The sequence below is a fragment of the Desulfuromonas sp. KJ2020 genome (assembly GCF_024197615.1).
Classification (GTDB): domain Bacteria; phylum Desulfobacterota; class Desulfuromonadia; order Desulfuromonadales; family SZUA-540; genus SZUA-540.
Genome location: NZ_JAKUKE010000003.1, coordinates 1,335,511 through 1,355,650 on the forward strand (window position 1 = coordinate 1,335,511; position 20,140 = coordinate 1,355,650).

Below are 20,140 nucleotides of genomic sequence, written 5' to 3' on the forward strand. Positions count from 1 at the left end.
ACGGCAATCCGGTTGAGGAAGGCTGGCCATGATCATTCTGGCACATGATGGCTCGATCTACAGTGACTGGGTCGCTCGATATGCCCTGCATTTCGCGGCTACGGAAAAGGACCGCAAGCTGCTGGTGCTGCATGTGCAGGATGGTGAAGTTCCCCCGGATATTGTCGATGCACGTTTCGAACAATTGGCCGGGGAATGCGATGCTTTCAATGTGGAGTTCATACCCCAGTCTCTGCCCCTCGGGTCTTCCGTACACCGCACCTTGCGCCAGGCTGTTCCGCACGATCCCGAGTCCCTGCTGATCTGCGGAACCCGGGTGAAACCCCGGCGCCAGCGCTACCTGACCGGCACCATTTCAGAAAAACTTCTGCGTATGCACCTGTGCCCGGTTCTGGTCATGCGGATTGTTCAACCGGGTCTCCTGGGAAACCCCCACGATCTGCTTCTGCCGTTGACCGGTTATCGGTACGGTTTCAGCGCTATCGCACCATTCATCCAGCGGCTGGCTCCCCATCTTCGCTACGTGTATTTATGTCAGACCGTGCAGGTTAATCCCTTGCGACATCCCCATATGACCTCGGCAATGGAGCGGGCGCTTAAACAAAAAGGCTTCGATCGTCTCGAAAAAATCTATCAGGAAATGGCGGAATTCCTCGGTCCTTATGCTTTCCGCTGTGATCGCCTCGTGACGATTGCCGACAAATGGGAACAGGAGGTCTTGATGCTCGCCAGTCGTCTGAAGGCCCAGCTGATGCTTCTTGGCCTCAGTGAGCGCACCCTGGCCTATCGGGTTTTTCACAGTGCGGCCATCGAAGGGGTTCTGCACAAAACACCTTGCGATATCGGCATCTATAGAGCCTTATGAGTGACTCACAACAGATACACAATCTCTCCGTTGAGCATGTCTTCCGGTCTCTGGGCAGTGGCCCGGAGGGGCTCTCTTCGGCCGAGGCCCATGAACGATTGCAGGAAATCGGAAAGAACAGTGTCGAGGTTCGCGATCCCTGGAGACTGACACGCAGTCTGCTGCGTCAGTTCACCAATTTTTTCACCCTCCTCTTGTTCGTTTCGGCCATCATTTGTTTCGTGGCGGAAAGGCTGCAGCCCGGACAAAGTATGGTTGTCCTCGGTTGGGCTTTGGCGGGTGTCGCCCTGCTGAATGCGCTTTTCAGCTTTATTCAGGAATATCGAGCAGAGAAAGCCATGGCGGCTCTGCGCCACTTTCTGCCGCAGAAAGTTGAAGTCATGCGCGCCGGCGAGACCATGACTCTGTTGGCCGATGAGCTGGTTCCTGGTGATCTGCTGTTGCTGCACGAGGGCGATCGGGTGCCTGCCGATGCGCGCCTGGTCGAGGGAAGCGACCTCATGGTCAACAATGCGCCGCTGACCGGCGAGGCCAAGCCGCTAGCCTTGACCTCCGAGTCGGTTGCCGGCCGCCTTGTAGAAAGCCACAATGTCGCATTTGCCGGTTGCCTGGTGCTCAGTGGCACCGGCCGCGCCGTGGTTTTTGCCACTGGTTTGAGAACCGAATTTGGCAAACTGGCCCATCTGTCTCAGGCTATACGGCGGACCTCCTCGCCTCTGGAAAGACAGACCGCCCATATGGTGAGAGTGCTCACCGGCATCGCGGTGACGCTTGGAGTTCTGTTTTTCCTTTATGGTGTCTTCACGGGGCGGCCCCTTTGGGTGAATCTGGTCTTCATGATGGGCATCATTGTCGCCAATGTCCCTGAAGGGCTGCTGCCGACCTTTACTCTCGCCCTGGCCATGGGCAGCTTGCGCATGGCGCGCAAGAATGTTCTGGTTACGAGCCTGAACGCTGTCGAAGCCCTGGGGGCGACCCAGGTCATCTGCACCGACAAGACCGGAACCCTGACCCGCAACCAGCTTGCGGTCAGCCGCTTGCGACCCCCAGGCGGAGAAAGCGATTTTTCCGAGGCGGAGGAAAGTGAACAGTTCCTGCTGATGGCCTTTTGTGCGTCCGAAGTCCATCTCGTCGACGGCGAGTACAGCGGCGATCCTCTCGATGTCGCTATCGCGGAAAAGCTGGCGGAATTACGTCAGAGCAGAACACTTCCCGACCTGAAGCAAAAGCATTTTCCTTTCGATGTCAACCTGAAGCGAGCCGGTGGAACCGGCGAGGTCAGCGCACAGACGGTATTTGCGGTCAAAGGCGCCTGGGAGGTCATCCGCCCGCTGGTCTCGGCCGTCAAACTCCCGGGTCAGGCAGCGCAACCGGCGACAGCGGAGGAATTGGACCAGGCTGAGCGCATCATGCGCGAGCTGGCCGAGTCTGGCCACCGGGTTGTGGCCGTCGCCGGTCGACATCTTGCGGAGCCGTCCCTTGCCGGAGCCGGGCGGGAGGCATTGGAACAGGATCTCACCCTATACGGTTTTGTCGGCATCGAGGACCCGCTGCGGCCGGAGGTGCCCCAGTCCCTGAAACAATGCCATTCGGCAGGCATAAAGGTAATCCTGATCACCGGGGATCATCCGGACACCGCCTTGGCAGTCGCCAAGCGTTGTGGAATTGTGGCCAATGATCTGTCGAATGAGCGGGTCATGACGGGTGAAACCCTGGAGAATCTCACCGAGAAAGAGCTCGAAGAGGCGTTGTCCGGGGGGATCCAGATATTTGCCCGCACCAGCCCGTCGCAAAAGATGAAGATTGTCATGGCCCTGAAGAACCTCGATCTCGTAGTGGCCATGACCGGGGACGGGGTCAATGACGCTCCGGCCCTCAAAGCTGCCGACATTGGCATTGCCATGGGCAAAAGCGGAACGGATGTGGCCCGCGCCTCCGCCCAGATCATTCTTCTCGATGACAACTTCGCCTCGATTGTCGCTGGCATCGAGGAGGGGCGAACCGTATTCAGCAATATCCGCAAATTCACCAATTACGTTCTGGTCAGCAATGGTCCGGAGATCTTGCCCTACCTGCTCTATATTCTGTTGCCGGTGCCGCTGGCCCTGACCGTGATTCAGATTCTGTCGATTGACCTTGGCACCGATATTGTCCCCTCCATGGCCCTCGGTCAGGAGCCCCCCACTGAGGAGGTAATGCAGCAACCGCCCAGAAGCGGCGAATTCCGCCTCCTTAGCCCGGGACTGGTTCTGCATAGCTACCTTTTTCTCGGTCTGCTGGAGGCCATCTGGTCACTCAGTCTGTTCTTCTGGGTCCTGTGGGAAGGCGGCTGGCAGTACGGTTCGGATCTGGCCGCCGACGATCCCCTCTACCGCTCGGCTACGGGGATCGCCCTGGCCACCATTCTGTTGATGCAGATCGGCAATTTGATTGGCCGAAGATATCCGGCGAGGTCGGGGCTCGATGCGGGTATTTTCAAGAATCGTCTGATGCTGGCCGGTATTATTATTCAGGTGGTTTTTTCCTGGGCGTTGTTGTATGTACCCTGGGTGCAAGTCATTCTCGGCACAGGACCGGTCAAGGGGAGTGTCTATCTGGCCGCCTGGCTCGGCATACCGCTCATTTTTGGCGCCGATTATTTGCGTAAGCGGCTGATGATACCCCAAGAGTGAAGTCAAGACGACAATCCCTCCGCTTTTTTAATCTCACCCAGACACCGCAATAATAAATAAAGAAAAGTCAGGAAATCCCTGGTCGACGGCCTTAGCCGCCTTGCACAAAAGGGGACCTGCCATCGGCGCCAGCCGCCAGCAGATCCCCCTTTTTTTCCGCAATCTTCCAATCGTCAGGCCGGAAACCTGAATAAAAGCAAAGAGATTGCAGGTATTGCCCTATTCTGAGTCGATTTAAGGCCCGAAACCCTCCTGAACCAGTTCCTTCATCGACCGACCGCAACAGGTTTGGCCTTTTTTCTTAGCATCTTCCTTACTGTATTCGGTTTTGCAGCTCTCGCAAACAAAGGCTGATTTTTTGCTTTGTTCTTCCGACGCATCACTGAATCTGTCTTTGTATTCTGACATTTCACGCCTCCTTTCGTTGATTTCTGTTTTGGCGTTTCTCCATTGCCTGCCAACGATCTTTTCGAATCGCATGAGGAACTGGCCAAACGACGGGACGATGATAAAGTTTACCCATTCAGGCATGGCCAGCAATGAGCAAAATGCTACTCTTTAGGGTAGCAATCTACTTCTTCAGATAGATTTACTTTCCTTCGGCCGTTTTTAAGGAGCATAAGTTGAGCACGCTACATCTTCTGATAGTGGATCAGCACCCCGTCGTAGGGGCCGGTCTCGAACTGCTGCTTGAAAGGCATAGCGACATTGAGGTTTCGGCGACTGCTTCTGACGGGACAACCGGCCTTCAGTGGCTGCGCGAGCGGGCAATCGATGTGGTTGTCATGGATCTGCATCTGCCGGACATGGATGGTGTGGAGGCCATCCGTCTTTACCTGGAGGAGCGGAAAGAGCTGCCAATCGTCATTTTCACGGAACAGGACGAAGAGGTCGCCGTTTATCGTGCCTTAAAAGCGGGAGCGCGCGGATACCTTCTCAAATGTGCCGAGATTTCCGAACTCGTCGCCGCTATCCATGAAGTGCATGGCGGCGGCTATGCACTGAGTGCGGCCCTGAATCCAGCCATTGTCAATTTTTATTTGGCCCACCGGGACGAGGGGAGCGATTCTTTAGGCAAGTATCAAGCCTTAAGCACACGCGAAAAACAGGTTTTCCGACTGCTGGCCATGGGCCGCCAAACGATGGATATTTCCGAGATTTTATATATCAGCCCAAAAACCGTCGCCAAGCACCGCGCGGCGGTCAAGAAAAAACTGAACCTGGCGAATGCGGCACAGATGGCTCAATACGCGATTCAGCTCGGGGTAATCCGCGTCCAGTAAGTCAACTCATCTTCAGCCCCTTTATCAGAGCCGGCCGCATGTTGCGCAGCGGACCCTGATTCTCTTCCCGGCTATCACCAGCCGGGCCCATCTGTTTTTCTCCGGAGGCCACGTTGAAGACGGAAAAGACCTGCAAATTTTCAAATCCCGGTGAAATCAACGCCTGGCTCAGGGACAAAACGCCGCTGCAGATCGCTGAAGAAACGGCTCACCTGGACCCCACTCAACAGGAGGCTATTTTTCGGCAGATTAACCGGGAGCTGTCACTGAATATTTTCAAACAGCTCAATGTCGCCCAGCAGGAGCGGATGTTGTCGATTGCAGAGCGGGAACACGCCGTTTTCCTGGTGGAAGAGCTCGACCCCGACGACCGGGCTCGATTGTTCAATGAACTCTCCGCTGAGGTAGTGGACGGATATCTGGCGGAACTGAGCCCTGAGGAACGGCGTCTTACCAATCAGCTGCTCAGTTATCCGGTAGAGTCGGCCGGGCGCATCATGAGCCCGGAATTTCTTGCCCTGCACCCGGCAATGACTCTCGTAGAGGCGCTGGACTACATCCGTAAAAACGGCCGCAAAGCCGAAACCGTCCACACCTTGCCGGTGACGGATGAACAAAACCGGTTGATCGGCCTGTGCGAACTGAGCGATTTGGTGCTCGGCGCCCCTGAACGGCAGGTCGCTGAGATCATGCACAAAGACCCTCATGCCGTAAAACCGGGCGCTGACCAGGAAGAAGTCGCCCGCCTGCTGCAGGCGGCCGATATGCTGGCTGTGCCGGTCGTTGACGAGGATGGTCTGCTGCTGGGGATCGTGACCATTGACGACGCCATGGATGTGCTGACCCTGGAAGAAGGCGAGGACCTGGCCCGCGCCGGCGGGGCCGAGCCCTTGGGTCGGCCCTACTTTTCAGTCTCGGACTTTCGTCTGGCCAAGTCGCGGGTGCTGTGGCTGGTGGTGCTCATTTTTGCCGCCACCCTGACCGTGCAGGTGCTCAACCTGTTTGAGTCGACGCTGGAAACGGTGGTCAGCCTGGCGCTCTTTATCCCGCTACTCATCGGGACTGGCGGCAACGCCGGCGCTCAGTCCTCCACCACTATCGTGCGCAGCATGGCGGTCGGCGACGTTCAGCCGAGCGACTTTGTTCGCACGATCCTGCGGGAAGCGCGCGTCGGCTTTCTGCTGGGCGCCATGCTGGGTCTGCTCAGTTACCTGCCGGTCAGCCTGTATGCGGGCCACGCCCTGGCGCTGGTCGTTTCGTTAACCCTGGTTTCGATCTGCACCCTGGCCTCCGTGGTCGGCTCGGTGATGCCCCTGGCCGCCCGCTTCTTAGGCGTCGACCCGGCTGTGGCCAGCGCGCCTTTTGTAACCACCATCGTCGATGCCACCGGCCTGCTGGTCTATTTTTTGATTGCGAAAGCGGTTTTGAATCTGTGAACTGAAAACGGTTGTCCGAGCGCAGCCTGTTCATTCCAAGGGAGTGTCGTATGACCAAAGAATCTAAAACCGACAACAAACACGAAGGGCATGAAGAGCATCAAGGGCATGAGAACCATCACGCCATGATGGCCGCCGACTTCCGGCAGCGCTTCTGGATCAGCCTGATCCTGACGGTGCCGATCCTGATTCTCTCGCCGATGCTTCAGTCCCTCTTCGGCCTCACCCAGGTCATCTCCTTTCCCGGCGATCACTATGTGCTGCTGGCTTTCTCTTCAGCGATTTATTTTTATGGCGGCAAACCCTTTCTGACCGGCCTTTACGACGAAATCAAAGAGCAGCAACCGGGGATGATGACCCTGATCGGCATGGCGATCAGCGTGGCTTATTTCTATTCGGCCGCCGTCGCCCTCGGCCTGGCGGGCAAGGTTTTTTTCTGGGAATTGGCCACCCTGATCGACATCATGCTTCTGGGACATTGGATCGAAATGAAATCGGTCATGGGAGCCTCGCAGGCCCTCAACGAGCTGGTTAAACTCATGCCGACGGAAGCACACCGGCTGGAGGAAGATGGATCCACGAAAGACGTGCCGGTCGACCAACTCGAGAAAGGCGATCGGTTCGTGGTCAAGCCCGGCGAAAAGATTCCCACGGACGGCACGGTCAGGGAAGGATCTTCCCGGGTCGATGAATCGATGGTGACGGGCGAATCCCGCCCGGTGCGAAAAGAAGAAGGCGAGGAAGTCATCGGCGGCACCATTAACGGTGACGGCACTCTGACGGTGGAAGCGGAGAAGGTCGGCGAAGAGACTTTTCTTTCCCAGGTGATCGAAACGGTGCGCGCCGCCCAGGAATCCAAGTCCCGCTCGCAGGGGCTTGCCGATCGGGCGGCCTTTTGGCTGACGGTCATTGCCGTTACCGTCGGCGTTATCACGCTGGCCTCCTGGCTTCTTCTGGGCGCTCCCTTCGTCGACGCCATGGAGCGCATGGTTACCGTCATGGTCATCACCTGCCCCCACGCCCTGGGGCTCGCCATCCCTCTGGTGGTCGCCACCTCCACCAGCTTGGCGGCCAGGAACGGCCTGCTGATCCGGGAGCGCAACGCCTTTGAGGCCGCCCGCCATATCGACGTGGTCGTCTTCGATAAAACCGGCACCCTGACCGAAGGTAAATTTGAAGTCGGCGGTGTCATCGTCTTCGGGGATCAGGATGAGGACGACATCCTGCGACTGGCCGCGGCCCTTGAAAGCCGCTCTGAACATCCCCTCGCCGCCGGCATTATGCAAGAGGTCAACGAGCGCGACCTTAAAGTACCCGAGGTCCAGAATTTCGAAGCCATCAAGGGGCAGGGTATTCAGGGAGAAGTTGAGGGACGGTCGATCCGGGTGATGGCCCCCGGTTATCTGGATAAAAACAACATTTCATACGATGCCGAGTCTCTGCGGGAACACCACGACCAGGGCCGCACCGTGGTGTTTGTGGTCGAGGGCGACACCGCCGTCGGCGCCATCGCCCTGGGGGACACGATTCGTGAAGAATCGGCTGAGGCCCTTAAAACCCTGCGTGATATGGAAATCCGCCCCATGATGATGACGGGGGACAAGGAGGAAGTAGCTGCCGCCGTGGCCAAGACGTTGAAGATCGACGATTATTTTGCCGAAGTCCTCCCCGAGGACAAAGCCGCAAAAGTCAGGGAGCTGCGCGATAAAGGCTTCAAGGTAGCCATGACCGGCGACGGCATCAATGACGCGCCGGCGCTGGCGGAGGCCGATCTGGGGATCGCCGTCGGGGCCGGTACCGATGTGGCCATCGAAACGGCGGATATCGTCCTTGTCCATTCCAATCCCCGGGACGTAGCCAATATCTTCCGTCTCTCCCACGCCACCCACAGCAAAACCGTACAGAACCTCATCTGGGCCACCGGTTACAATGTCGTTGCCATCCCCCTGGCCGCCGGGGTCGCCATGCGCTGGGGGATTGTCATTTCGCCGGCGGTGGGAGCGCTCATCATGTCGCTATCGACTGTCATCGTGGCGGTAAACGCCAGAATGCTTAAATTGAAATGATGGTGGCCGTCCTTCAAGGCGAAACGGATGCCCTTTTCGGGGCGCACAGTTGTTGGCCTGTCCGCCTGAAATATGTGTTATTTGTTTGAACTTTTGTTGGGCAACTTTTCAAAACTGGGTATTTTGTCCAAATCATGTTCCCAGTTCGCCTTACTGCTAACATATAAATGGGCGTCCGGACGAATGTTAATTATCGAGTCCAAGCTTCCAGCTGGGACTACAATAAAACCGGATTTTTCGAAATGGTTCGGTAGCGCTGAACCACAATTAAGGCAAAAGCTTTTTGAATGCCGCGTATCGGGAATGGTATAGGTTTTAACCAAATCCTTCCCCTTACACCACGTTAGACGCGCTGATTCAGAGAAGAGATTAGCTGCGTGAGCCGAACCTGTATCTTTTTGGCAGTGCTTGCAGTGGCAGAGATAAAAAGAGTCAAAATCTCCCTCAATTTCAAATTTAACGCTACCACACAAACATGAGCCACTATACTTTTTGTCCACTAAAGCCTCTTTTCGTTGGTACACATAATGGGATCAGACGGCTACCGGAAATATCGGATAGAGCGGCAACCGTCATATTGGTTGGCAACGCTTGGGGTCACCCATTAAAAGGCTGTCCGTCAAGCCCATCCTTGCCTAACCGAGACCAAAACTCTCTGCGCGACAGGAAAACCAAAAAGACAAACCCCGCATCTGAAAATACGGGGCATGTCAGTAATCTGAGCCCCCCGGAGTTCCGGGGGGCCTTGGGACCGGTCAGAAGAATGGGGATCAGAACGTTCCGTTGATGATGGTACCGGTGGAAACGGTCAGGGTAAAGTTGCCGCCGCCGTTGGCTACCAGGTCGGCGTAGGTCCCTTCGCGGCCTGCAAAGTGGAGGCTCCCTGCTTCCAGGACCCCGGTGAAACTGTCGACCTGCAGCGGGGTAGTCGTGGTAATGGCGACATACCCCCGGTCGAAGTCGTAGTAGGTGCCGGAAAACTCCACGCTGTCATAGAGGCCCGTGCCCGGCGTGATTTCGAGGCTATAGTCTTTGATCCAGTAGGTCTGCTCCATCGCATCCGTGATGACGATGTCCATCCCCATGCTGAGAGGCGCCATGGGGTCGCTCCAGTTGTAGCGCATGGAGACATTGCCGTACAGGGTCCCCTCTGCGGTCGTCAGTTCTCCGAACCGCATGCTCATGGAGACGATGCCGGTCTGGGTGTTGACACTGGCCGTGAAGGATATGGACCCGCTCAGGGTCACACCGGCGTCGCAATAGCTGCTGTAGACGATGCTGCCGCTGGCCGAGGTGGAGCCCTCGGATACAGTCATCGTGGCGCTGCCGCCGCAGCTCCCGTAAAGCACCTCGGAGGACGTCGCCTGGGCATGGACCGTCGGCGCGAAGTCGAGGGGGGGGAGGGAATTGACCAGCAGCGTGGCAAGAGGGACCAAGGCCTGGGCTTGGTCTGCACCGTAGGACAGTGGCGCAACCAGCGAGTCGCTGAGATTGCCGCCGTTGTACGCGTCGATCGCCAGTTGCTCCGCATTGGTGTCATTGATGAGCGCCTGGGTGGCAACTCCGTCGTAGGTCACCCCGGACCCTGAACCCCCTCCACCGCCACAGGCGACGAGAGCGCTAAGGGCCAAACCTGTGACAAAAATTGTACCAAAGATCCTGAAAATACCGTTCATGTTTTGCCTCCTGGGTTTAAATCGCGATGTCCAGCAGACCACTGCAAATTAAATACCATTCTCGAAGGTCCGACCGGAGCAGGAAACGCCGTCTGAATCGCGATTATCCAATAGCCCGCCCCCCGGGTGCACAGGTTGACTATTCGTCTAAAGACATTTAGTTGTTAGGCCATATTTTATCGACAAGCTCTTCCAATGAATCAACACTGTCAATCAATTTTTCGAACTCGATAATATGGTAAGCGGCAAAAGGAATCCATTCACTATTTTCATTAAAGTGCTGAATTGCCTTAAGGTTTTTAATAGTTCTTTTTGGGTTGTATGCAACATAATAATGTAAAACTAAAAACAGACATTTTGACCTGTCATTATCGTACATACCGTTAAGAAGCGCATATTGACCAGAGACGAGCTTTGCCATATTTGCTGAATCAATTTCAATTAAAACAGTCCTTCCATCTTTTAGAATAATAGATTGATCGACAGATATTGTAACCTTATCATGACCTGGAATTTTCAGATTAAATACACGCTTTCCGTTAAGGCAAGTGTTACCAAATTTGCTTCGCATTATATTTCCAAAAGTTATTTCATTGTCGCCTGCGGGCATATAATCATCCTTATTGACCTAACGAGATTGTAGAAAAAGCCGGGTCCTCTAACACATGGGGTCAGGTCTTGACGGGTTGTTGCCCAAACTACATTCTGACGGCTCTTGAATCTATCTGTCGTCTGTCAACGTACAAAAATTAGGGACATCCCCTATTTTCTTATTCTGTTTGATTGTTGCAGGGTAGCCCGCAGTTCCAAGGCGAAAAAACCCATTTTTCAGGCCTGACCATTTTTGTGCCTTGCTTCATTGCCTTTGACTTTTATTCGGCAACTGTCGTTGGGAAAAAGCCGAGAACGCTATTTTCTATGCTTCCCCTTTTGTCAGGACTGACCCTTTTGGCTTCTCTGGTTGCTTTTGGAACGCAGCGGAAAAAGCAATCCGCGTTTACGCATTTGTTAGCTTATTTTCCACAAATTGTTAATTTCATACCGTACAACACCAGAATTTGAGAACTCCAAAACTATATTTCCAGTGATAACGTAAACACTGTCGAAGTTATCGAAACAGTTAGATTCAATAATTTTCGGGAAAAGAAACTGTGCAATCTTTTTCCGGTCAAGGGCTGGCAGGGGCCAATTGTCATAGATAAGAAGCCAATTCCGTTCAAACTTTTCAAACCCCTCTTTTGCAAGAGTTTCAATCTTGTTTTTTACAAAATAAAGAATTGCCTCAGTCCATTCTCTTTCAACCGAATCACCTTCCCAGCCTGGGCCAGAATGATTAGCTTGAATTTCTTCTATTAATTTTTTTGCGGGTTTTCTAGGCTCACCCGGCTGGTGACGCGATATAAAATAAACTTTTGGACCAGCAATCTTATACCTTAATACGGTCTTGTGAGCATAGTTTTGCGGAACAGCCTCAGTATGCTCAATACCTATCTGGACGCCATTTTCTTTGATTAGAAAGTCTGGGCGTTCTCGCTGAATTAATTCAAGGGGATACGACAACCGATCTTTTCCCAATAACGCGCTAAGCAAATGAGCGATAGCATAACGCTCAGCATGCTCCTTCGTTCGCCCCTCGGAACGTCTAGGCACTGAGATTTCAATGCTTCTCAACAAGTTCTCAAGTTCAGATTCGTTATTTGCTACGAGCATATGTCCCGGTAGAGCTAACACCTGTGGGCTGAGCGGCGGACCACCGAAAGATCGAGCGGCACGTATTTTTCGAGAAGCAAGACCGTATAATCAGTCCGCTCGGCGATTTGTTAGGGTGACTTGGCTGACTTTTTTTCAAGTAACCTCCTCATACCTTCAGTAAAACTCTTGGCCGATGCTTTACTAGCGTGGACCTGATTCACTAAAAAGACCAGTATCTCTCGCACGACAGTTGCCTGCTCCAAGCATTTCTCGTCGCTCTCGGCATGCAGGCCTTCACTAAGCGCGGAATGCAGCACACTTAATGGGTTCATGCCATCGGGGCGGAGTATGGGGGGGAGTAAATCCTTGACGAGATCAACCTTCTCCTGCGTGACGATAGTGTCCTTCGTTTTCGCTAAGGCCGCCTTGAACCGAACGAGATCCTCACCGCCCATCAGGGCTTGTATCTCGTCGAGGAGGTTATCGATAATCTCTTCTACAATTCTGCGGTAATAACCGAATGCCCCGATCCCGTAGCTTTGTGACTCGCAAACAAGGCCCTTTTTATAGTGGTCTGCGTGGGTGCCGAGCATTTGTTCTATCAAGGGGTCGGATTCGATCTCCCATGCCGGCCATTGGCCGACCTTGGCCATGGACGACAAGGAAGGGTCTATGTATATCAAAAACTCTCGAACGCACTTCTCACAGTGAGTGCAGCAATATTTGGCCCGGACTGCATTACCGGCGGAGGGAAAGTTGGTGTACGCATAGCCTTCCCAATATTCATTGATCATTGCGAATGTTTGGGAAGATTTGCATACGGGGCATGCCATGTTTATGCGCGGTTTTGCTAAACCGTTCATCTGCCCTGGCACAGTTGTTTTAAATTTACGGTATAGCGGATATGTTTCGAGAAAAACCTTGTCTGGCATTGAATCGCCCCCCTGATGTTCTTTCACCCCAACGAAAAACTAAAAACTAGGGACATCCCCCCCGTTTTTTTGATGCCTGCCAAGCCCGTTAAAATAAAACGTTCACCCCTACGCTTTTTCAATCCACTCATCCTACCGCAAATAAAAATAAAGAAAAGTCAGGGAAAATTAGGGACACTCTCCCGTTTTCTTCACGATCAGCCGGTTGTATTGATTGGAGATCCGCCTCGCTCCCATATACCTTGCGCGATGGCCCAAAGGGCCATCGCCGGATTCTGCCCCTTCCCCGATCCCGCAACTAACTGCGGCCATCGGCAAAACCAGATGGACCCCGATGTCTTGAATGGGACGGCACAAGGGAACGCGCGTGATTCCAGGCGGCAGGGAGGCCTCAAAAGAGCCCCTGCAAAAAGAGCCTCGATAAGTGTTTGGAGCAGAATTCGTCTGCAGCCAGTTATAAATCCCAAGCCAGAAACCGGATGGCTCGTAAGCTGATCAGTCGCTTGTCAAAGAACGAAAGGGAAATCTTTTGCGTTAAGGGACTTTTTTACTCTTGACCCGCGGGGGCCTGATAAGTGTTAGCAGGCTTTTTGCCAGTGAAATTGATGTGTTAGTCTATTTCTTCGTTTTCGTAGTAGCGCTGCTTTTCAAGTGCTAGCCACCCAATTGCACTAGCAAGCAGGTAGGCTGCTGGAACTTTTAATATGTTTTCAGTTGTCCATTCTATTTTGTGCGCTGCCAATAATGTGAAAAAGACAGTAAAAATTAGACCTGACGTGAAGCCGATTATGCCTGATGCAATTGAATCACCTTCTTCGTAACGATGAATAATTGTTTCTACCTTTGTACTGATCAACGTCAGAAGGTTAAAGCAGCCAAAGTACGCGCAGTAAAAAATGTAAACCATGAGTCTGAATTGTGGGTTGTAGAAGAAACTATTTTTACTCATTCCATTTTTGCCTGCTAACGGTTCATGATAACCGGCGGCGACGAAAAGTTACGGCCACCACCGCAATTTTAGATTTTGCTTTTCAATTTAGCACAGACGTATTTTCCGTCCGGTTGATTAAGTTGATACTAGTGCAGGCCCCCTCCGTAAATACCGGACCGTCCGGTATTCTTTGAGTAACGCAAACCTTCTCAAAGAAAGGAGCCTGCACGATGAAATTCTACACCAAAGCGCACCGATTTTATTGCGGCGTCGATCTGCATGCCGACGCCATGTATGTCTGTATCCTCGATGCGAGCGGCGAGGTGGTCGTTCATAAGAACATCCCGACTCGCCCCAAGGCATTCCTGCGACTGATCAAAGCGTATCGAAAAGGACTGGTGGTCGGCTGCGAGTGCATGTTCACCTGGTACTGGCTCGCCGATCTGTGCGCTGAAGAAGGCATCGATTTCGTCCTCGGCCATGCTCTCTACATGCGGGCCATCCATGGCGGCAAAGCCAAGAACGATAAGATCGACTCCTACAAGATCGCCGTACTGCTTCGTGGCGGCTCCTTCCCGCTGTCCTATGTCTATCCCAAAGAGATGCGTGCTACCCGTGATCTGCTCCGGCGCCGCAACCATCTGGCTCGTAAACGTGCCGAGCTCTTTGCCCATATCCAGAATACCGCCACTCAGTACAACCTGCCCGCCCCTCTGGGTCGCATCGCCAAGCCGAGCGAGCGGGGGGATCTGCTGAGCAAGTTCCCCGATCCGGTGGTGCGCAGGATGGTCGAGGTCGATCTTCTGACCATCGAGCATTATGAGCAGCTGCTGGAGCGATTGGAGCGGGAACTCGAAAAAGTGGCCACACGGCACGACCCAGTCAATCTCTCTCTGCTTAAGAGCATCCCCGGTGTCGGAAAGATCCTCGGCATGGTCATGCTCTACGAGATCGAGGATATCGGACGCTTTCCCCGCGAGCAGGATTTTGCCTCTTACTGCCGATTGGTCAAACCGGCCAAGCAGTCCAACGGCAAAAACTACGGCCACTCAGGCAAGAAGATTGGCAACGCGCATCTGCGCTGGGCCTTTGGCGAAGCGGTGGTTCTGATGCTCAAGGGCAACGCGCCGGCGCAACAGGTCAAGCAGAGACTCGCCAGCAAGCACGGCAAAGGCAAGGCCATGGCGATCCTCGCACACCGGCTGGGAAGAGCCGTCTATTACATGCTCAAGAATCAGGTGCCTTTTGATCAGGAGCTTTTCCTGCGCAAGAGCACCTGAAGCGGAGGGGGCGGATCAGCCTGAGCCTCTAACTGGCGATACCCTCAAGGCAGACTGAAACCGATCGGCCGAAATGAAGCGAAAACTTCTGGGAGAAAAACCCTTAAACCAGGCCGGATAGTCAGCCACCCACGATCAGCCGGTTGTATTGATTGGAGATCCGCCTCGCTCCCATATAACTTGCGCGATGGTCCAAAGGGCCAGCGCCGGATTCTGCCCCTTCCCCGATCCCGCAACTAACTGCGGCCATCGGCAAAACCAGATGGACCCCGATGTCTTGAATGGGACGGCACAAGGGAACGCGCGTGATTCCAGGCGGCAGGGAGGCCTCAAAAGAGCCCCTGCAAAAAGAGCCTCGATAAGTGTTTGGAGCAGAATTCGTCTGCAGCCAGAAGATAATCCCAAGTCGGAAACCGGTGGGCTCTGGTTGATCAGTCGCTTGTCAAAGAACCAAAGGAGACTTCTTTTAGGTTATCGATCTTTTTTACTCTTGACGGCCGGGGGCCTGATAAGGGTTGGGCAAGCTCTTAAGCCTCAAATCATTTCTTAAATATTTTCGCTGGCATCAGAAAGCAATTCTGCTTGTGTGGGTTGATAATGACCATGTCATCATCTGCTAATCCAGCAACGATATTTTCAATTTTTGCTGCCACCCCAAGTTCGCTCCACCTTGAGCCAGAATTGGCTTCCAAGAATGATGCCTCACTCGCGAAGATTGGAATAAATGGTTTGTTGTTGTGTGCAATAAATTCTTGGATTCTTATTTGCCCGTCCGTTTGCTCCCCAGAAATGAAATAGACCTCTACCTCCCTAAGGCGTGCGAGCAGCTTTGGACCATATGCATTAAATTTGGCTGCCTTTTCGACAAGTTCGTCGATGGGTATATCATTTAACTTATTCAAAATTCGCACCTTTCATTTGCTGCCCAACGGTAGTGATAAGCGGCGGCGGATAGGCCAGCGAGGACCACAGAACTTTTGTTGAGAAGCACCGCGTTTTACCCGTCCGCTTGATTATTTGGTTGGGCGGTTATTTGTCGTTGCCGAGGACGGCGCGCTCAGCGCTCAAGTGCAAATCAGATTTTTCTTGTTCGAGCAAAAGATAGGTGCTTCTTTTTATATCTTCTATTGGCTGGTTGTTTTTTAAAGATTGAGCTTTTCCCCATTCCTTTTGAGCTAATTCATTTTGACCAATTTCCTCCAGAGCCACCGCAAGTTTGCCACGGTCAATACCCTCAACGATTTTTTGCCCCTTAATGACACTTTCTGTTGAGTTCATATTTTTGAAAACTAAGAGTGCGAACGGGAAGAATATTGATTCATCATTGTAATAAGTTTGATCATCCCTAAAAATTCTGAACCCATCATCAGACTCAGCGTTGACAGCAACCCACCTGTGAGTGACGGCCTCAAACTTTCTGTTTTCGCGAGCAGCCTTCGCCGCTAAAAATTCCTGTTCGGTTTTCAGACCGGATCGGATCAATTTGACAAAAGTCGGGCGGACTTCCCTCTCAAGCAAACTTGTGACAAGCGCACCTGCAATAAAGCCAAAGAAGAAGATCAATGACCAGAACATATATCTTTTAAATGTCTTCATTATTCCTTCTTGCCGCCCAACGGTAAAGCTCACCGGCGGCGCTGTGCCACTGGCATAGCAGAGACCTTTTATCGAAAACCACCACTGTATCAACCGTCCGTGTGGAGCGAAGGGTTAGGTTGATTTATTTATAAAGTAGAAGTGCAGCCTCTTTCCCAAATACTTTGGCGATACAAAAAAATATGGAAGTGAAAATAATTATTAAAAGAGCACCGCATGACCAAACGGCGTGATTTTTTAACATTGATTTAATGCTGTCTTCTTTTTTTGCAAATTGCGTGTGAAATTTATTGTGCCACAGACTGTTGTAACCAAACATCATGTAGAACCACACCATGATTGCTGACAAGATTAACAATGCGTCAAAAATGTAATTATCAGATTTGATTGAGAGAAATGACAACGCCGACATCAAGAATAACCACTGTAGGAGTTTGAAAAACTCTTCAGCTATTGGACGAGACCAATTGGCAAAAAACAGCATTATTTTGTCGAAAAAATCGTCGTTTTCTTGTGGTTCCATTTTTTCAACCTAACGAGGTTGTAGAAAAAGCCGGGTCCTCGGCAATCCTTCCCAGCCTTTTTAGTCATAATTCCTTATCAGGGATTTACCGGGTTCAAAGACCCTATAGGGTGCGGGTTTTAGTTACCATAACACCCATTATTCGAACCTGGCCCCTTTTTAGGTCTGTTTTGGGGTTCTCCGGGTGGTTTTTCAGACCGCCAAGCCATAACGGTGGATCTTGAACAGGTTGTGCAGCATGGTCATCAACTGCCACTGGGCATTCACTTTGGTTTTTCCTCTCAGGGTGAAGCGCTGCAGGCCGAGCATCTCCCGGATGTTGGCAAAGACCGGCTCGACTATCCCCAGCCGGTGCCCATAGATCGAACGGCCCAGCGCGGAATCGATCTTTTGCCGCATCCGAACCAGTGAACCCGCGGCGCTTTTCGGCAGCCTCTCGATCAGGATGTTCGCCTGCCGGGCGCCTTTTTGGCGGACCGAGCGCAGGCACTGGGCGCGCAGGTGGCAGCTGTCGCAATTGGCCTGGTGCGCCTGGAACTGCATGAAGAGCCGTCCGGCGATTTTGGCCTGGGCGCATTTTAGCCACATCGCCTTGCCGTCTGGACAGATGCAGGTGCGCTTTTCGAGGTCAGCCTGAAAGTCTTCGGTTGTGAAACGCGCCTTGGGGCTGATTTGGGGTGTGGCGGCCGGCTTGTAGCGGCCAGCCTCGGCAAAGCGCGGATCGCGGGAGCGAAAGCCGTGGTCGGCAATATAGCCGTCAATCCGGTTGTGCTCGAGATAGTCGAGGGACTCCCGGTTGCAGTAGCCACTGTCCGCCAGTACCTTGGCGTCTTCCAGTGGACTTTCGCCCAGGTTCTGCTCTACCTGCCCCAGCATCGGCTCCAGCAGGCCGTGTTCATCGCCGCTGCCGAAGGCCTCGGCGGCGACCACCACCTGATGCTTGCCGTCGACGGCGGCGACGCCGTTGTACCCCTGGATCACCCCGTGGCCCGTCTTCATCTTGGCGCTGTCGTTGTCCGTGAGGTTGCTCTTGACCGGCTTGCCGCTGCGCCCCAAACGCTCCTCGTTGTTGGCCAAGAATTTTTCGATTTTGTCGCTAGCGGCCAGCAGCTTTTCGACCTGCTTCTGCTCACGACGCCGGATCGACTCCTCGGCGTTCCCCTTCTTATCCTCATCCCGATGCTTCTTCAGCAGGTAGCGCACCGCGTTGTCGACCTTCTGCGCCTTTTTTCGCAGCTCTTCCCGCGTGCCGCTCCACTCCTTGGAGGCGTTCGAAGGCATTTTGCAGCCGTCGACCGCGAACATCTCCCGGCCGATCAGCCCCAGATCGTCGCAGACCAGGATGACTTGCTGGAACAGTTTGGCGATCTGCTCGGGACAGCCGGAGATGAAGTTGGCGATGCTGGTGAAGTGGGGCCGGCTATCGGCGGAAATCGCCATGAACACAACGTTCTCACGACACAGCGCTTCGATCTTGCGGCTGGAGGTGACGCCGCGAGAGTAGGCCAGAAGGACGATCTTCAGCAGGATGGCCGGATCATAAGCCGGGCGACCGGTATCATCATTTTTGAATTTGGAATCGAAGATACTCAGATCGAGTTTCTCGTCGACGAGGTAGTTGACTGAATGTTCGAAGGTGCCGGGTAGTATCTGGCGATCAAAAGAGACTGGCACCATGACTGTTTGTTGGATGTTGTACTCTTTGAAGCGGGGCATCGTCCCTCCTAACGACTAAAAATTGCCCGCATTCTAGCACATTTCAGCCTTTTTCTACACCTTCAACGGCCTGAGATAAGCGGCGACGACGTTTCGGTTCGGCCTAGTAGAGACCATTTCGAGAACAACCGCGCTACTTTTCGTCCGCCTTTATTGCGTGGTTAGGTTCCGCTGTTACTAAAAAGACTGTTCTGTTCGAGCTTCACCGAAATTTCTATAAGGTGGTCTTTTGAGCAATCTTTCCATCCGGAATTTTCACAAAACATCTGAGCTTCGGATAAATATTCATTTGCCTTTTGGGTATTGCCAGTTTCATTTTCTACTCTTGAAAGCCGTACATAAATTAAGGTTTTGTCTATGTAGTAGGACTTCTCAGTAAACATTGGTGATTCTATTTCTTTTGTTTGATCAACTGCCTCTGAGAATATCAGCAATGCTTCTTTGTAACCCTCTGGATAATCATTGCTGCGCTGTGTTTCAACGAATGCTGCATATCGGCTTATAAGTGCAGCTTCGGTGGCAAATGCATTACCTTTTTCAAGTACATCAACAAGGTGACTATCAAACCAATATGCAGCCCCTCCTAGACAAATGAGTGCCACCAAGAGGTGAGAACAGATAAGCAGCGTGATCTTTTTTGCTTTGGTCATATTTGGAACCTAACAGGGATTAGGCGGTAACCGGTATATCGGATATACCGGTTACCGTCATATCAGCTAAAAATTACAGTAATTTCGGGATGTTGCAAATTAGGGATTTCCCATCACAAGACTAGGCATTCACAAGCTCCTGCCAATGCCAGGCCCGCAAAAGAAAACTTTCATCCCTACGCTGTAAGAAATTGACGCGTTGTTTACAGAATCCGATAATATCGAGGGGAGGATTTTGTAAACATGGTCATGCACAAAAACATTCGGTTAACGCCTCATGATCGGCAGAAGATCTGGCAGCTTTGGCAGACTGGCGAATACAAGGTCAGTCGCCTGGCAGAACTCTACCGGGTTTCGAGGCCAACGATCTACAAGATACTCGCACGGGCCAGGAAGCAGGAGTTTGTACCCCGCAAGAGTGTCAACGATCGTTTTCGTAGCCTCAAGTATGGGCTGAAGCGGCTGGCTAAAGTCGAGCGCGAACTCGAAGAAAAACGAAAAAGAGAAGCCAGACGCTACAACAAATCATATCCTGGAGAGCTGGTTCACTTCGACAGCAAGCGGCTCCCGTTGATCAAGGGCGAAGATCAGACGCTGCCACGCGAGTATCTGTTCGTCGCCATTGATGATTATTCCCGGGAACTCTATGCAGGGGTATTCCCGGACAAGACACAACACAGTGCCGAACTCTTTCTGCGTCAGGTGGTCGATGAATGCCCTTACACCATCGAATACACCTACTCAGACAACGGCAAAGAATTTAAAGGCACTGGCGAACATGCTTTCGTCAAGGCTTGTAACGAACTCGGTATCGGCCAGAAG

At 52.8% G+C, this 20,140-nt stretch carries 19 protein-coding genes; 7 read left to right on the forward strand and 12 right to left on the reverse strand.

Annotation, left to right across the window (positions count from 1 at the left end; translation table 11 throughout):
- Positions 1–28 precede the first annotated feature (28 nt).
- Both MJO47_RS14570 and MJO47_RS14575 read left to right on the forward strand, forming a co-directional pair.
- Positions 29–865 carry a universal stress protein gene (locus tag MJO47_RS14570; protein ID WP_253961835.1) on the forward strand — a complete coding sequence of 279 codons (837 nt, stop codon included), beginning with the start codon at positions 29–31 and terminating at the stop codon, positions 863–865.
- The gene (locus MJO47_RS14575; protein ID WP_253961836.1) at positions 862–3,537 is read left to right on the forward strand and encodes a cation-transporting P-type ATPase; all 2,676 of its coding nucleotides are present in this window, start codon (positions 862–864) and stop codon (positions 3,535–3,537) included. Before MJO47_RS14570 ends, MJO47_RS14575 begins: the two co-directional genes overlap by 4 nt.
- A 234-nt stretch (positions 3,538–3,771) precedes the next feature.
- On the opposite strand, the gene MJO47_RS14580 is transcribed toward MJO47_RS14575, so the two are convergent.
- Positions 3,772–3,945 carry a hypothetical protein gene (locus MJO47_RS14580; protein ID WP_253961837.1) on the reverse strand — a complete coding sequence of 58 codons (174 nt, stop codon included), beginning with the start codon at positions 3,943–3,945 and terminating at the stop codon, positions 3,772–3,774.
- Between the two features lie 215 nt (positions 3,946–4,160).
- On the opposite strand from MJO47_RS14580, the gene MJO47_RS14585 reads away from it, so the two are divergent.
- The 3 genes from MJO47_RS14585 to MJO47_RS14595 all read left to right on the forward strand — a co-directional run bounded on the left by MJO47_RS14585 (position 4,161) and on the right by MJO47_RS14595 (position 8,322).
- A complete protein-coding gene (locus MJO47_RS14585) occupies positions 4,161–4,820 on the forward strand; it encodes a response regulator transcription factor (protein WP_253961838.1) in 660 nt (219 codons plus the stop codon).
- 113 nt (positions 4,821–4,933) lie between these two features.
- A complete protein-coding gene (gene mgtE, locus MJO47_RS14590; protein WP_253961839.1) occupies positions 4,934–6,256 on the forward strand; it encodes a magnesium transporter in 1,323 nt (440 codons plus the stop codon).
- Between the two features lie 50 nt (positions 6,257–6,306).
- A complete protein-coding gene (locus MJO47_RS14595) occupies positions 6,307–8,322 on the forward strand; it encodes a copper-translocating P-type ATPase (protein WP_253961840.1) in 2,016 nt (671 codons plus the stop codon).
- A gap of 77 nt (positions 8,323–8,399) precedes the next feature.
- Here MJO47_RS14595 and MJO47_RS14600 read toward each other — a convergent pair whose 3' ends face one another.
- The 6 genes from MJO47_RS14600 to MJO47_RS14625 all read right to left on the reverse strand — a co-directional run bounded on the left by MJO47_RS14600 (position 8,400) and on the right by MJO47_RS14625 (position 13,571).
- Positions 8,400–8,846 (reverse strand): GFA family protein, encoded by a 447-nt coding sequence (locus MJO47_RS14600; protein WP_371926688.1) that lies wholly within the window; start codon positions 8,844–8,846, stop codon positions 8,400–8,402.
- A gap of 246 nt (positions 8,847–9,092) precedes the next feature.
- Positions 9,093–9,998 carry a hypothetical protein gene (locus tag MJO47_RS14605; RefSeq protein WP_253961842.1) on the reverse strand — a complete coding sequence of 302 codons (906 nt, stop codon included), beginning with the start codon at positions 9,996–9,998 and terminating at the stop codon, positions 9,093–9,095.
- A gap of 157 nt (positions 9,999–10,155) precedes the next feature.
- Complete coding sequence (locus MJO47_RS14610) at positions 10,156–10,608, reverse strand: hypothetical protein (RefSeq protein ID WP_253961843.1); 453 nt, start codon at positions 10,606–10,608, stop codon at positions 10,156–10,158.
- A gap of 398 nt (positions 10,609–11,006) precedes the next feature.
- Positions 11,007–11,669, reverse strand: a complete 663-nt coding sequence (locus MJO47_RS14615) for a hypothetical protein (protein WP_253961844.1) — start codon at positions 11,667–11,669, stop codon at positions 11,007–11,009.
- A gap of 149 nt (positions 11,670–11,818) precedes the next feature.
- Positions 11,819–12,622, reverse strand: a complete 804-nt coding sequence (locus tag MJO47_RS14620; protein WP_253961845.1) for a hypothetical protein — start codon at positions 12,620–12,622, stop codon at positions 11,819–11,821.
- 610 nt (positions 12,623–13,232) lie between these two features.
- Positions 13,233–13,571 (reverse strand): hypothetical protein, encoded by a 339-nt coding sequence (locus MJO47_RS14625; protein WP_253961846.1) that lies wholly within the window; start codon positions 13,569–13,571, stop codon positions 13,233–13,235.
- A gap of 212 nt (positions 13,572–13,783) precedes the next feature.
- Between MJO47_RS14625 and MJO47_RS14630 the strand changes: the two genes are divergently transcribed.
- On the forward strand, positions 13,784–14,833 hold the full coding sequence (locus MJO47_RS14630; protein WP_253961847.1) for an IS110 family transposase: 1,050 nt from the start codon (positions 13,784–13,786) through the stop codon (positions 14,831–14,833).
- A gap of 539 nt (positions 14,834–15,372) precedes the next feature.
- Here the strand turns inward: MJO47_RS14630 and MJO47_RS14635 are convergent.
- The 5 genes from MJO47_RS14635 to MJO47_RS14655 all read right to left on the reverse strand — a co-directional run bounded on the left by MJO47_RS14635 (position 15,373) and on the right by MJO47_RS14655 (position 19,318).
- Positions 15,373–15,735 (reverse strand): SseB family protein, encoded by a 363-nt coding sequence (locus MJO47_RS14635; protein WP_253961848.1) that lies wholly within the window; start codon positions 15,733–15,735, stop codon positions 15,373–15,375.
- Positions 15,736–15,862: 127 nt separating this feature from the next.
- Positions 15,863–16,429: a hypothetical protein gene (locus MJO47_RS14640; RefSeq protein ID WP_253961849.1), complete on the reverse strand. Its 567-nt coding sequence runs from the start codon at positions 16,427–16,429 to the stop codon at positions 15,863–15,865.
- Positions 16,430–16,553: 124 nt separating this feature from the next.
- Positions 16,554–16,952: a hypothetical protein gene (locus MJO47_RS14645; RefSeq protein WP_253961850.1), complete on the reverse strand. Its 399-nt coding sequence runs from the start codon at positions 16,950–16,952 to the stop codon at positions 16,554–16,556.
- A gap of 192 nt (positions 16,953–17,144) precedes the next feature.
- Positions 17,145–18,668, reverse strand: a complete 1,524-nt coding sequence (locus tag MJO47_RS14650) for an IS1182 family transposase (protein WP_253961851.1) — start codon at positions 18,666–18,668, stop codon at positions 17,145–17,147.
- Positions 18,669–18,829: 161 nt separating this feature from the next.
- A complete protein-coding gene (locus tag MJO47_RS14655) occupies positions 18,830–19,318 on the reverse strand; it encodes a hypothetical protein (RefSeq protein ID WP_253961852.1) in 489 nt (162 codons plus the stop codon).
- Positions 19,319–19,561: 243 nt separating this feature from the next.
- On the opposite strand from MJO47_RS14655, the gene MJO47_RS14660 reads away from it, so the two are divergent.
- On the forward strand, positions 19,562–20,140 hold a 579-nt coding region (locus MJO47_RS14660), incomplete at its 3' end, for a DDE-type integrase/transposase/recombinase (protein ID WP_253961853.1).